General features: G+C 41.4%; 16 protein-coding genes and 1 pseudogene. 6 read left to right on the forward strand and 11 right to left on the reverse strand.

Going from position 1 to position 13548, the window contains the following annotated elements:
- Genes LZF95_RS06545 through LZF95_RS06565 form a run of 5 tightly spaced genes read right to left on the reverse strand, consistent with a single transcriptional unit; the run spans window position 1 to window position 4716 of the window.
- Entirely contained in the window at window positions 1-990 is a 990-nt protein-coding gene (locus LZF95_RS06545; RefSeq protein WP_233754179.1) for a MoxR family ATPase, read from the reverse strand.
- A complete protein-coding gene (locus LZF95_RS06550) occupies window positions 962-2188 on the reverse strand; it encodes a DUF4350 domain-containing protein (protein WP_233754180.1) in 1227 nt (408 codons plus the stop codon). The genes LZF95_RS06545 and LZF95_RS06550 overlap by 29 nt, the downstream gene beginning before the upstream one ends.
- Window positions 2185-2937: a DUF4129 domain-containing protein gene (locus LZF95_RS06555; RefSeq protein WP_233754181.1), complete on the reverse strand. Its 753-nt coding sequence runs from the start codon at window positions 2935-2937 to the stop codon at window positions 2185-2187. Before LZF95_RS06555 ends, LZF95_RS06550 begins: the two co-directional genes overlap by 4 nt.
- A complete protein-coding gene (locus LZF95_RS06560) occupies window positions 2930-3760 on the reverse strand; it encodes a hypothetical protein (protein WP_233754182.1) in 831 nt (276 codons plus the stop codon). Before LZF95_RS06560 ends, LZF95_RS06555 begins: the two co-directional genes overlap by 8 nt.
- Window positions 3736-4716, reverse strand: coding sequence for a stage II sporulation protein M (locus LZF95_RS06565; protein WP_233754183.1), 981 nt, complete (start codon window positions 4714-4716; stop codon window positions 3736-3738). Before LZF95_RS06565 ends, LZF95_RS06560 begins: the two co-directional genes overlap by 25 nt.
- A 108-nt stretch (window positions 4717-4824) precedes the next feature.
- On the opposite strand from LZF95_RS06565, the gene LZF95_RS06570 reads away from it, so the two are divergent.
- Entirely contained in the window at window positions 4825-5553 is a 729-nt protein-coding gene (locus LZF95_RS06570) for an RDD family protein (protein WP_233754184.1), read from the forward strand.
- Between the two features lie 210 nt (window positions 5554-5763).
- Here LZF95_RS06570 and LZF95_RS06575 read toward each other — a convergent pair whose 3' ends face one another.
- The 6 genes and pseudogenes from LZF95_RS06575 to LZF95_RS06600 all read right to left on the reverse strand — a co-directional run bounded on the left by LZF95_RS06575 (window position 5764) and on the right by LZF95_RS06600 (window position 8686).
- Window positions 5764-6342 carry a YdeI family protein gene (locus LZF95_RS06575; protein WP_233754185.1) on the reverse strand — a complete coding sequence of 193 codons (579 nt, stop codon included), beginning with the start codon at window positions 6340-6342 and terminating at the stop codon, window positions 5764-5766.
- A 51-nt stretch (window positions 6343-6393) separates the two neighbouring features.
- Window positions 6394-6774: pseudogene (locus LZF95_RS06580) on the reverse strand (serine hydrolase domain-containing protein); the annotation flags it as partial.
- A 12-nt stretch (window positions 6775-6786) separates the two neighbouring features.
- On the reverse strand, window positions 6787-6972 hold the full coding sequence (locus LZF95_RS06585; protein ID WP_233754187.1) for a hypothetical protein: 186 nt from the start codon (window positions 6970-6972) through the stop codon (window positions 6787-6789).
- A gap of 42 nt (window positions 6973-7014) precedes the next feature.
- On the reverse strand, window positions 7015-7461 hold the full coding sequence (locus LZF95_RS06590; protein ID WP_233754188.1) for a GNAT family N-acetyltransferase: 447 nt from the start codon (window positions 7459-7461) through the stop codon (window positions 7015-7017).
- Window positions 7451-7888 (reverse strand): GNAT family N-acetyltransferase, encoded by a 438-nt coding sequence (locus LZF95_RS06595; RefSeq protein ID WP_233754189.1) that lies wholly within the window; start codon window positions 7886-7888, stop codon window positions 7451-7453. Before LZF95_RS06595 ends, LZF95_RS06590 begins: the two co-directional genes overlap by 11 nt.
- 21 nt (window positions 7889-7909) lie before the next feature.
- Entirely contained in the window at window positions 7910-8686 is a 777-nt protein-coding gene (locus LZF95_RS06600; RefSeq protein WP_233754190.1) for a DUF3050 domain-containing protein, read from the reverse strand.
- A gap of 328 nt (window positions 8687-9014) precedes the next feature.
- On the opposite strand from LZF95_RS06600, the gene LZF95_RS06605 reads away from it, so the two are divergent.
- The 5 genes from LZF95_RS06605 to LZF95_RS06625 all read left to right on the forward strand — a co-directional run bounded on the left by LZF95_RS06605 (window position 9015) and on the right by LZF95_RS06625 (window position 13446).
- On the forward strand, window positions 9015-9473 hold the full coding sequence (locus tag LZF95_RS06605; protein WP_233754191.1) for a DUF1330 domain-containing protein: 459 nt from the start codon (window positions 9015-9017) through the stop codon (window positions 9471-9473).
- Window positions 9474-9614: 141 nt separating this feature from the next.
- Window positions 9615-10781 (forward strand): sugar MFS transporter, encoded by a 1167-nt coding sequence (locus LZF95_RS06610; RefSeq protein ID WP_233754192.1) that lies wholly within the window; start codon window positions 9615-9617, stop codon window positions 10779-10781.
- Window positions 10782-10947: 166 nt separating this feature from the next.
- Window positions 10948-11157, forward strand: a complete 210-nt coding sequence (locus LZF95_RS06615; RefSeq protein ID WP_233754193.1) for a hypothetical protein — start codon at window positions 10948-10950, stop codon at window positions 11155-11157.
- A gap of 248 nt (window positions 11158-11405) precedes the next feature.
- On the forward strand, window positions 11406-12410 hold the full coding sequence (locus LZF95_RS06620) for a YncE family protein (protein WP_233754194.1): 1005 nt from the start codon (window positions 11406-11408) through the stop codon (window positions 12408-12410).
- Window positions 12367-13446 carry a 6-bladed beta-propeller gene (locus LZF95_RS06625; protein ID WP_233754195.1) on the forward strand — a complete coding sequence of 360 codons (1080 nt, stop codon included), beginning with the start codon at window positions 12367-12369 and terminating at the stop codon, window positions 13444-13446. The genes LZF95_RS06620 and LZF95_RS06625 overlap by 44 nt, the downstream gene beginning before the upstream one ends.
- Window positions 13447-13548: the final 102 nt, after the last annotated feature.

A 13548-nucleotide genomic window follows, 5' to 3' on the forward strand; every position in this document is an offset into this window, starting at 1 on the left:
TCAGCGGGGGATTTCTATGGATTGAATGATTCCTTCTAAAATCAAATCAGGGGAAATGCCTTCCATTTCCTTCTCCGGATTGAGGATGATCCGGTGTCGCATGGCTGGGACAGCCGCTCTTTTGATATCCTCAGGAATGACAAAGTCCCTCCCATCCATCGCAGCCAGCGCTTGGGAAGCACGGAAAATCGCCAAAGAAGCCCTCGGTGAAGCGCCTGCATACAGGCTGGGATGATTTCTTGTTTTGACCACCATAGTGGCGATGTAGTGGAGCAGCTTTTCTTCAACCCTTACGGCAGAGGCCCATTCCTGAAACCTCAGAACTTCCTCTCCCGAAATTGCAGCAACCACATTAGGTTCACTTTCTGTTTCGGAGCCTCTGTTTTTGAGGATCAAAATTTCTTCCTCCAGATTGGGCAATCCAAGCTGGATTTTGAACAGAAACCTGTCCATTTGTGCCTCAGGCAATCGGTAGGTTCCTTCGGAGTCAATGGGATTCTGTGTGGCCAAAACCATAAAGGGCGAAGCCATCGGATACGTATCCCCATCCATTGTTACCTGACGTTCTTCCATCACTTCAAACATCGCAGCCTGGGTCTTGGCCGGAGCCCGGTTGATCTCGTCAATAAGGACTATATTGGAGAAGATAGGACCTTTTCTAAATTCAAACTCCCCTGATTTAAATATAGAGGTACCCAGGACATCCGCCGGCATCAGATCAGGAGTGAACTGAATCCGACTAAATCCGGTATGGACTGACTTGGCAAACAATTTACTTGTAAGGGTTTTTGCAATTCCGGGAACACCTTCTAGCAGGATATGTCCTTTACTGAGGAGTGCCACGATCATGAGTTCAATCATTTCATCTTGCCCAACAATCGTTTTTTTGATTTCCCGGCGGATTTTCTCTATTCCCTCTGCGATCTGTTCCACCGGTAGACGGTTCCCAAAGGGCATGCCGCTATCCTGCGGGTTGGAGGTTTCTTCCATGCTGTTGTTTTGATTTAAAGTCTTCAATTAATTGATAGAGCTGCTGAATATCATCAGCGTTCAGCTGCGTCTTTGCTTCCAGTAGGTCTAGTTGCCTTACCAAAAGCAAGGTTTCGTCTAAGTGAACTCCACTTTTGTTTGCCAAGGAAAGTGCAAATTCTTCCTTATCCTCACCTGTCTGAAGGTGTAAGGTTCTTCTGCAATAATCCCAAAACAGCTTAAGCTGGAGCCTCCCCAGCTCAGTCATGTCTTTGCTATTGAGGTAAATCGAGGAAATTGTTTTAGCAAACTCCAGCGATTGGTTTTGGGGTGGTGTGATGACCCGAATGGCTTTTTGCTGACGTTTCCCTTCGAATATTACCCATAGCAGCAGCAGGACCCAACACGTATAATAGGCAGCTTTCAGGTAAGGATTACCCAACACTAAATATAAGGGAGAAGATTGGTGGATCTTTCCTTCTTTGACGTAGTGATCCAGTAGGACAGGATAATTCAGATCCCAAGTCCCCAAAATCTGTTCTGTATAAGATTTATTGGTTTTGTCCAAAAGAAAATAATTGGAAAATGCCTCCGGAAAAGCGTGTAATGTGACAAGTCCTCTTCCTTTCCTGAGTTGGATGAAATTTGGCCGCGCCCCTACCGTGTCCAGACTGCTCTTGTCCCGGATCTTTCCCAATGTTTGCACTTGCATGGAATCTTCCCATTTGAAATACTCCCCAAAATGGAATTGATCATAAGTGATGGATTGTGACAAGCTCATTGGGTCTTCCAGACTCAAGGTAAACAGCCGCTCAGCTTCAAGATTTTCAGGAAAGATGTCCTCGCTGATTCCAAGGCTATCCAACAACACAGAAGATATACTTGAAGCCGACACAAACAAATGACCACCGCTACGCACCCAATCCAACAATAGCTCACACTCATCGGGATCAGTAGAAAAATACTTGTTGATAATCACATAAGTTGCCTTTTCCGGCACTTCTCCTATCGCCTCAAAAGGCGGTATATGAATAGCATTCCAATCTCCTGATTGTTTTTTCACCAGATCATAGAATACTCTGGATCCCAAAGGACGACTGTCATTTTGCTCATAACTTGGCGACCAGTCCACAGCGGGAGGGCTGGAATGGATAAGTAAAAGCACTCCCAAAATCAGTAAGGAAAGTAGCGTCAGCAGAATTTTTTGGCCTTTACTCATGACAGCTGTTCTAAATGGTTAAAAGCTCCTTCCAACGCCCCATAAGCCTCGGCATCTAAATCAAAATGCCCATACCACACGAAGTTATAGATTCTCGTAACTTCGGTGAAAGGCTCAACAAACGGGGTTTCCCGCAGTTCGATTTGGTAATCAAAATTTGTTTTGGATGATTTCCAGGCGATCAGCTTACGCCTGATTAGCTGCTGTAGTACTGAGAGGTATCGGTATCGCAGAGCTAACCGGAAGTCCTGATTCCCCAATGCCTCTTCCACGAGTGCGCTTAAATTGTCGCTTTCGAGCAGTACTTCGTCAGCGCTCAAGGAAGAAAGTCCGATTTTACCATCTTGGCTGCCTCCCGAACTGTATTTCATAGCGATCCAGACAAGCAGACTCATCAGCATTACTAGCAAGAGATAAGGTGCTAATTGGAAAAAGACCTGCCAAAATCCGGAAAGAGCCGATCCTCCTAATATCCTATCCAAAAATTTATTCCATGCATTGGTAAACCACAACTTTGCACGCTGCAGCCAGTTCTTCTCTTGCCTGATTTCCTCATAATCGTATTCCGCTTGAGAAAGATAAGTATCCTCATAACCTGCCTCAAATGACCAAGCCTTGTGGTAGATAAAACCAGGTGAATCCAATCCTGTATCCACGCTGTCCTGAGCCTGCAGCCTATCCACCATAGCCAGTACCATTCCGCATTGGAATAAAAATAACAGAAGAGCGATCAGCGCAGTCCTAGCCAAGTTCCTCGAGTTTCGCCTTAATTCCGGTTCTGTTTTTTTCCTCATCCAGGTCAAAATAGATCAGCCCAAAGGCAACCACCATAACTATAGAAATCAGGTTGCTCGCAGCGGAGCTGATGGTAGCCAAAAGCAAATAAATAAAGTCTCCAGAGACCTCTCCATTTCCATCAACCGCCGAAAAGAATGTCTTGGTGCCTAAATAAACTGTGCTTGGAAGTTGAAATACAAAGGAAATTATCCCAATCACAATGGATAACACCAAAATAGTCCCGAAAGTCACCCACCAGTACCCTGAAATCAATTTGAATGCCGCACGGATACTGTCAATTTTCCCCATTCCCAAAAAACAAAACACTGGAAAAACCATAAATACCGGCACCATAAAATAGATCCCGGGAATAACGAAAAACAAAAACCCAAGAACAATGAGCATATAGCACATGACCGAGAGTAAAACTAGGTGCCCAATTTTAGTGCGGGCATTCTGTATGATAACTTCCTCCTGTATATTCCCCTTGGTCTCTATATAGTTTTGCATAAAAGCATAAACCCCAGAAGACACCGATGCATAAAAAAGTACGCTACCCAACATCATGAGAAGCAGCACTACAAAAAAGTAGAGTGGATCGGTAGTCATATAGGATGCTGTATAAACATACTGATACAACCCCGACAGCAGCACTGTCAGTACAAAGAAAACCCCTGATGTCTTTAAAAGAACATTCCAAAGCGGGGTGATGTTGATTCTAATAAATGTAAAGGAATCCGAAAGAATAGTTCCTAATTCCCTTTTGGTTCTTAATTCGAGATAGGGCTGCTGCATACGTTGGGCTTTTTAAATAGTTTGACCGGTAAATAAACATAATAAAATACAATCAAGGCCAAAGAACCCAAGATGATCAGGACACTGAGTACGTCGGGCATTTGGGTAAGTCGGGTGACAAAAGATTCCAAAAACCCCGCAATCACAAAGAATGGGATAGTACTCATGAGGATTTTCAGGCCATCTTTCATCCCTCGGCGGAAGGAGTGCAAGCGGCTGAATGTGCCAGGAAAAAGAATTCCATTTCCCAAAACCAATCCGGCACACCCCGCAATGACAATAACTGAAATCTCTATCGTGCCATGAATCCAGATCGTACGTGCGGACTCCCAAAGAAGTCCTTTGGCATGGAAGAAATATTGGAATGAGCCCAGCATCACCCCATTGTACAATAATACAAGCAACGTACCCACACCCAGAAAGATCCCTGCTACAAAAGCGATGATGGCTACCCGGATGTTATTGACGGTGATCCCCATAAACATATCCATCTGGTTCATTTTCTTGTAAACGGCCATTGGATCACCAGAGTCGATATTGGCCAGCGTTTGGTTGACGTAGCTGTCACCAAGAATAGAGCGTACAAAAGAAATGTCTGTTTGGGCAGAATAGGCTCCCATCAACGCAAAAAGAGCAAATACAAAGAAAGAAATTCCTAGCTGGGGAAGGTATCTGTAAAACATCAATGGAAAATCCCTGGTATAAAAATCCATCACTCCCTTGATTCCCATTTTTTTGTCACGATAGACTTCACGATGATATTGGGAGGCTAAGTGGTTGAGGTAAACAATAGCTTTTCCTTCCGGATAAAACGTCCGGGCATAATTGAGATCATCCGAAATCTCCAAATATAAGTCTGCCAAATCAGATGGGGGAAGCGCAGTTTTACTGGCCAAATGCAGTTCAAAACTGCTCCACTTCATCTGGTTTTTTTTGATAAAAAGTGATTCCCTCATTAAAAGTAAGTAAGCGTACCTAAAACTATTGAATTATTTTATTATATGATATGAGATGGGTATTTTTCCTGATAACTTTATTTCAAAAGTAGAATACTGATATAGAAGATGGAAGGAATTTATTTTGAAACTGCCCAACATATCCAAATCAGGCAGCGGCCGGCAACTTTGGGTTCCAGAATATTGGCACAATTGATCGATGGCTTTGTCATGGGAATCTATATTATTTTAGTATCGATCACTGTTTTTGGAATTATGAAGGTAGAAGATACTTCTGTTGCCATGATTACCTTATTTGTCTTACCATTTCTGGTATATCATCCGCTGTTTGAAATATTCATGAATGGCCAGTCTATTGGAAAGTTTGCCATGGAGATCCGGGTAGTTCAGCTTGATGGAACCAAGGCAACAATAAGCAGTTACCTGATTCGATGGTTGCTCCGACCAGTGGATATCACGATCAGTTCCGGAGGAATTGCGGTCTTAAGTATATTGATGGGTGGCAAAGGCCAAAGACTTGGAGACATAGCTGCAGGGACGACTGTTATTTCCCTAAAACAAGAAGCTATAAAACGGGCGGATTTGTTGACTCAAGTAATAGCCGATCATGAGCCAAAATATCCACAAGTCGTCAATCTGAACGACTCTCAGATCACACAGATCAAAAAAATCAGACTGGAAGCACTGAAATCGCATGATTTTGAACTGATTAGCAAGTTAGCCGAAAAAGCTAGCAACCTCCTTCAAATCAGTTATGATACAAAACCCTTGGAGTTCATTGACCGGCTAATTCTGGATTATGAATATTTCGCCCAAAAAGAATATGGAGAAATATAAATTACTTCTGCCTACTTTATACTCGAAACCTTCCCTTTCAGGAAAAGGTAAATTCCCCAGGCATTGACATCGGAAAATGTCCGCTGCGTTCCTATGAATGAGGTTGGCTATAAGAAACTAGGAGAACTTCAAGTAGCTTTTTTGGCCTTTCCCGATTGAAAAACACCTAACTAATCAGTCACATATGAAAATCGTGCCTCCGAACGATGGCTAATCATTCAATCCCTTTCCGTCGAGAATCTGTGGAATAAACTTTTCCACTCTTGCCTCGCGGGTTTTGGCTTGCTTAGGTGCCGAAAAATGTAAGAGATAACCCCGCTGCCGTCCCGGTGTCAGTGCCTCAAAAGCACTTTTCAACGCATGATTCCCATCTAATTTCACCTGAAATTCCTCCGGAACAGGGTATTCCTTTGTCTTTTTCAATGCTACTTTCAATCCCGCTCTTTCCACTTCAATAGCCTCGTATATATAGCTTTTCAAAATGGACTTCGTTTCTACGATCTCCTTCACGTCTGTAAATCTAATCTGTCGTGCCGACTGCACATTCTCAGTCTGTTGGATCAAAATACTCTCAGCATCCTGAAGCAAGGCACCTTTATGAAACAATAACGCACAGTATTCCTTAAAGCCATGTATCAACACCACATTGCTGCCTTGGAATGTATAGCAGGGCACACCCCATTTCAGCTCTTCAGTCAGTCCACAGTCTAAAACCAAGGCTCTCAATTGACTGTATTCTTTCTGCCATTGGGTGGGTTTATCGAAAAAGAAATCAACTTTAGGGTTCATTTTATTGGTCAGAATTTTCAATTATTAATGTTTCACTCCTTGCCACTTCCATTAATTGGGTGTGTATTTAAAAGTCTTTTTGATATCATCCAAGTCTCTAGTCGTGTTTTCCAACACTACTAAACTCAAATCAGCATGAGGATAATAGTAACAAGCGGAAGCAAAGCCCAGCTGAGAATATTGGAATTGGGCTCCCGGCTCAAATCCCAACGGTTGGTTCACATCCACTACCCCATGTGTATGTGTCAGCAGATGATGAATCGTTACACTTTTAGACCAGCTTTGATCAATCGAAGGCAGATACGTCGCGATTTTATCATTCAGGCTAAGATTTCCTTTTTCATACTCCCGCAGCACCAAGACGGACGTTATTTGCTTGCTTATTGATCCGATGACAAATTGATCAGCTTTTTCCATCAAGACTTTCTCCTCAAAATCGGAATATCATTTAGCCCTATGGAAAACAGTCTCAGTACCCACGGTTAAAAGTACGGTACCATTAAAATCGCTGTCATCGATAATGATGTCTATTTTTGCAAATAATTCAGAATAGTCTCCATTTTCACCCTGTCCTTTGGAAAGAAAAGAATTTGAAAACAGCAGGAGGAAAAGCGGGATATACAATTTCATTAGACAGCTTTTAAGTTATTCAATTAATACCTGATTTTGGTTCTATTCCGGCTCAAGCTCCATATGCAAAATCGGATAGGGCTTGCCTAGACCATCTAATTCTGACCTGCCGATTATTTTAAAACCATTTTTGCGGTAAAACTCCAAAGCCTCAGGATTTTGCTCGTTGACATCCACTTTGCTCACCTCTTGATTTTCAATAGCATTGCTCAACAACGCTCTTCCAATACCTTTTCCAGCTTGATCAGGATGGACAAAGAGCATTTCCAGATTTCCTTCTGCCACTCCGGAAAAGCCCAGGATCTTACCTGAGTCAGCTCGCACACAGTTCAACTCTACTGCTTTTAAATATTCATTCAGAATCAATGGCTTAAAAAACACGATATCCTCTTCCGGTAAAAAATCATGGGTGGCTCGCACGGAGGCTTCCCACAATTCCACCACTTCTGGATATTCGGATAAGGTAATTTCAGTAATCTTATACTTCATAGACTTTGGGATTGTGTCGCTCCATATAGAAATCAGGATTGGCAAGTTTGGTGAAACCGTATTTTTCATAGAGCCAAGGAGCCGTATTGGTCAGAAGAATCCAACGCCTCAGATTTTGCAGTTCTTTGTGAGAAACGATGCTCTCCATCAGCCACTTACTCAGACCGAGACCACGGTGTTTATCCAGGATAAAAACATCGCCCAAATAGGCTATGGTCGCAAAATCAGAAATCACCTTGGCATAACCGATCTGCTCGTCCCCGTCATAGACGCCAAAGTTAAGGCAATTATCTATGGCCTTGTTCACCGTCTCGAACTTGATTCCATTTGCCCAGCCAGATTCGGTACTTAAAAAGCGGTGGATAAGCTTTCTGTCCAATTTTTCTTTGTCTGTTGAGATCAGAAAGCCATTCATCTGTATTTCCATTTGCCATATATACTGAAAAACCTAAACCAAATTTTCTTTACCCAATTGCTCTGAAATGCAATCCCAAAGCGAGATTCTTTGCTGAAGTGCCTGCTTGGCAATTTGCAAGGTTTCCTCCCACTTTTCCTCATCGTTATCGCAGAGTTCGGAGATCATTTTGAGCGATAACGGGCCGTGCTCATCACCGTCCAACTCAATGTGCCGCTCCAGGTAATATCGCAGTTTATTGTACCGCACATTTTCTGCATCCGCCTGCTTTAGGATAGAAATAAACATATCCGGAATCACATCCTCCCTACCGAATGTAAATGCAGAGGCTATCAAATGCGGTTTTTGGGTGGCAATAACCTGAAAGGAAAATTTCACAAAATCCTCCACTTTTCGATCAGTCTCAATTTGGCAAAAGGCTTCATCGATTGATTCCCCTTGCTTTATACGCTGGACGAAATCCACTATCTGATCGGTATTGGCACCAATCTGCCCCATGGCATCCAGATACATTTCGTAGTGGCTTTTGGCCTCACCGAGTTCATTGATATCGCTCTCCTCTCCATGGACAATCTCATTGATAAAACGTGCCAGCCTGGGATTTTGGCTCGGAGTCCAGGGAATCTTCACGTTGGTCAGTTGGACTTGTAGGGCTTTCAGCAAGGACATAAAATCCCAGACTGCAAAGGCATGGTTCTCCATAAAAAGCCGGATATCACCCAGGTTCTGAAGATTTTTATAAAGTGAATGATATTTTAACTCCTCTCTCAATCCTGAGATCTCCTGCTCAATATATGCTATTCTATCCATGTCGGTTTGATCTTATTCGTTTAGCTCTAAATGAAGAGTCCGGTTTCGTTAAATTTCCTTACGGACCAATTGATTTATACGGATGCAAAACTGCAAAAAAATAGTATGAATTTTCCCCTTCTGCTTCCTTTTCCGACTATTCACAACTAGGCTTTGAGAGGATATTTTTCTTACTTTATAAGTAAGTTGGAAGACCGGTAACCGAAGTAGCCTTACCGCTAAAGTTTACCATATCTTGTGTCGCTCTGCTTTCTTAACTGGTAAAAAAGCAGATATACCGATAACTGGAAAAATGGATCATAGATAAACTATCAGAAGGAAAACTTACATGAAGCAGTATATTGAAGCAACCCCTGATTCGGGAAAAGAATTTTATCGGAACTTCCATCAGAAAGGAAGAATTGTTATGCTGAATTTACTTCGCTATAGGCAGATAGCAGATTATTCCATATCAGAGGAATTGCGGCCAAAGAAACAACTTTCAGGAAAACAGGCCTACAGACGCTATCTCGACCATACTTTGCCACTATTGGAAGCAGCTGGAAGCAGAATCATTTTCTATGGGTCTAGTAGAAGTTTCCTAATTGGCCCAGATGATGAGAAATGGGATGATGTGTTACTTGTCGAACATGAGTCGGTAGCTAAGTTTATGGAATTTGCCAACAGCAAAGAATACCTCAACTATGCAGGGCATAGGACAGCTGCTCTAGAAGATTCACGTCTGCTTCCAATGATCAAAAGCAACTTTGTAGACACACTTGAGAAAGCGGTCAATTTATCTGTATAGACCTGGATCAGGATTAAACCGCTAGCCCGGAAATTATCAGAATATAGTCTGCGGCCGACAGGCCTAGGTGCAGTTACGCTAAAGATCCAGGCGCTACCTCCCTCTTATTGATTTTTATAATTTAAGCTACCGTTAATCAACTTGAAAAAGCTACTTCTCCTTCTCATCATCTATTTGGCATTTATCAGCCTTGGGCTCCCAGATGCATTGCTAGGTTCAGCCTGGCCGGCCATGTTTGAGTATTTGAATGTCCCTGCGGATTATGCGGGGATTATTTCGATGATTGTAGCGGCAGGCACCGTTGTTTCCAGCCTCTTCAGCGGTCATCTGATCCAGAAGTTTGGAGAAGCAAAAGTGACTACTTTCAGTGTACTCCTCACTGCACTCGCGCTTATGGGATTTGCTTATTCCCATCACTTTCTATTTCTCTGCTTGCTGGCCATTCCGCTGGGTTTGGGAGCGGGCAGTGTGGATGCCGCACTGAACAATTACGTGGCACTTCATTACCAAGCCAGGCATATGAATTGGCTTCATAGCTTTTGGGGGGTGGGCGCTGCGCTTGGGCCAATGATCATGGCCAGCTACTTAGCTAAAGGAGAATCCTGGACGCAAGGCTATCACACGGTGGCCTGGATCCAAATCAGCTTGGTGATAATCTTGGTAATATCGATTCCCCTATGGACGAAAAAACAGGCATCATATGACACAACCCAAGGAAACTCTAAAAACCTGTTCACCTTATTGAAAACAGCTCCAGGTCTGAAGCAGGCGCTTTTCATATTCTTTTGTTATTGTACTATTGAGGCAACTTTCGGGTTATGGGGAGCAAGTTTCCTGGTTTTTGAGAAAGGCTTCGCCGCAGATCAGGCGGCAAGACTGGTTTCGCTTTATTACGTGGGTATTACCGCCGGAAGAATGTTTTCCGGCTTCATGACTGCCTATTTCACTAACCGTCAATTGGTGTATCTGGGGCAGGGTATCATTGCCATTGGCTTGGTGTTATTGTTTATGCCCTATAATGCAACGCTTTTGCCGGGGTTTCTATTGGTCGGATTAGGGTGTGCGCCGATCTTTCCAAGTCTTTTACATGAAACTCCGGTGAATTTTGGAGAAACCCACTCCCATAAAATCATGGGAATGCAAATGGCCAGTGCCTATGTAGGAATTACCCTGATGCCTTTCCTTTTCGGGAAAATCTCCACGATGTTGGGATACGCTTCTTTAGTTTCATTTTTGGGAATATTCCTTTTACTCATGGCTTTTCTTACTAGAGTCTTATTTCAAAAAACCGGAAAGAAAATGGCTTGACTGGAATCTTGAAATTCGTTTGTGGTCTGTGTAGCCACAGACCACGGCGTTAGCACCGATCAAAAAACAAAAGTTCCCCAAGAATATAGCCTTAAACCATGCATACAATCAACTCAGCAAATCGGGACTGAAAGCCCAAAAACAGTACGAAAAATACTTGGGCAAAATGATCTCTAAAGGTGTAACCAAACAACTTCCTGCCTTCACGCCTCCACAATACGTCCAGTCAAATTACTATGTCAGAACAGGAACCACCCTTGTGCTAAGACCGGATGAAGCGTATTTCAACTGGTACTCCAACGAAGCAGACACTAAAAATATCTGGCAGCATCATCTTCCTGTTCAATATCTTTATTTGGCGGAGAAACTGAAGTAGAAAATAAATTACCCGGATGACCAACCACTACATCACTTGGTCTGAGTCCTAACACATCAAAAATTATAAATGAGATAAATTGACATATTTCAATGAACACGTAATACAGTTAATTTACAGATAAATTCAAAAAACACGTATTGCGTAAAAGATAAATTTAGGTAAATTGAAGCGTCAGTCGAATAAAGCTTGTATAAAATAATTATCTAGTTTTTAATCATCAATCCTCCACTTTTAAAATAAAAATCATGATATCCCTTATTCTTCCATTTCTAATCGGCCTTTTCAGTTTTGTAAACCCAAAAGAAATTGTCGTCGAGCACCTATATCTTGATCGCATCAATGCTACGGCTATAGCTGACCAAGTCCAAACTTTTGATCTGAAAAAGGATTATATCAACATTAGACATATGGTAATCAGCAAGGATTCTTACCTAATATCCCCCGGTGAAGAAAAATCAAAGGGATTTGCGACTTCAATAGCAAAACTGGACAAATCAGGCAATTACATAAATGAGATTTATAGATCCAAAGAAGGGAGTCTCATACAGGACATTGCTTATGATCCTTCCAAAAATACAGTATTCGTAGCGCATAATGATAGGATTATAACCATTAACCTTACCAATAACTCCATAATCAAGGAAGTCAAATTTGATAAGAGTATTCACGGTGCAAAAATATTTAACAACAAACTTTACCTTGCAAGTTTAGCAACCTCAGACAAATCAAAAAGCTACTTTCTGGAATCTTATGATCCCTCAAGCTTAAAGCTGATAAAGATTGAAAAAGAAATGAGATACAAGGCCGAAAACAACAAATATTTTTATGCTTCAAGATTCCCCACTTTATCCACAAGTAATAATAACTTATTATTATCCATGGGAGAGGTCAATGAGATCTACTCTTCGAATGATGGCTTCCAAGATCCTACAATAAGTTTCAAAAACATCTACAAAAACAGACCAACTGATGGTGATATTATATTTTCTTTAAGACAGGGAATGGTCGGGAAATTTGTAACTACCGGGTTCAGGTACAGAAATAATCAGTACGTGTACTTTTATGATCAAAAAACCAACCAGCAATTCCTTAGTAAAACCGGTATTAGCTCTGGCGTTTATGATGATGTAACTAATTCCGGCTACTACACGCCTTTCTTCACCAATTCAAATGACTACATGTTTTCCTACAAAAGACATAATTCAAATGATCAAAAAATCTCAGTTCTTTTATTTAAGATCAAGTCTTAAATTCTTGCTTCTTTTCCCCCTAGGATGTTCTTCTTCAAATGATAAGGGCTTCACATCTTTTGCTGTGCCCAAAGAGGCGGAATCTGAATTTCAGCTTTCCGAGATTGCAAAGTCAGTTGAATACATTTCTCTAGAAACGAGTGAAGCGTCTTATTTAAGTTTAGTTCAAGATGTAAAGTCCTATAAGGATAGACTCTATGTAGTGGATTTCCCCGGCAGAATCCTCGTTTTTGATAAAGATGGCAAGTTTATTCAGCAAATAGGGGTCGAGGGAGAAGGGCCTGGTGAATTCCATAACCTCTCCTCATTCACAATAGATGATGATTCAAAAACACTGCTTGTAGCTTCCGGCAGAAGATTGATATCCTACTCACTGGACAATGAATATATAACTGAGAAAACCTTTCCCTTTTTTATAGACTATATAGAAATAATCGACAAAAGCATAAATCTTGTAGCAGGAGAAGATGGCGTAAAATCCGGAGACAAATTTGTAAACCAACGTTCATTGTTTAAAATCAATTCCGACTTGGAAATTGTAGATTCAATTCCGCTTATTTATAGGGAAATGAATGAACAGACCGGAGCAAGCTATCCATATAAGAATTTTATTTCTACTATTGAAGAAGAAAAATATATTTATACCCCGGTTTTAACAAATGAAAGTATAATTAGAGACACTTTATTTAAGATTGATGGTTTAGTGCTTAATCCATCAACAAAGCTTGATTTTGCCCCTCCATTGCTCAATAAAGATGGCAATAAACTCATTCTCATCAAGAATATGATCTTATCCAAAAATTTTCTTATCTGTGAATACAATAGAGAAGGAAAAAATATGTTTTTCATTGGAGACAGGAGGAATGATTCCTCGATCAACTTGAATAATGGGATTTCTATTGATAATGGAGAAACTGTTGTCTTAAGACCCCTAGATTTATCTCAGGATCAATTCTATTTTGTCAAAACCTACAATTACTCTGATGTTTCAGAAGAGGAATTGAATCCTATGATTGGGATCGTAATCCTTAATTGAATTTTGTTTGGCCAGGTAAAAAAATGATAGCTTTTGATTTCTGGTTTTTACGTCCGTCAACTCTCCGTCTTTTAGTTCAGTGATGCTTGTGCCGGATTAGGA

Source organism: Algoriphagus sp. AGSA1 (genome assembly GCF_021390545.1).
Taxonomy (GTDB): Bacteria; Bacteroidota; Bacteroidia; order Cytophagales; family Cyclobacteriaceae; genus Algoriphagus.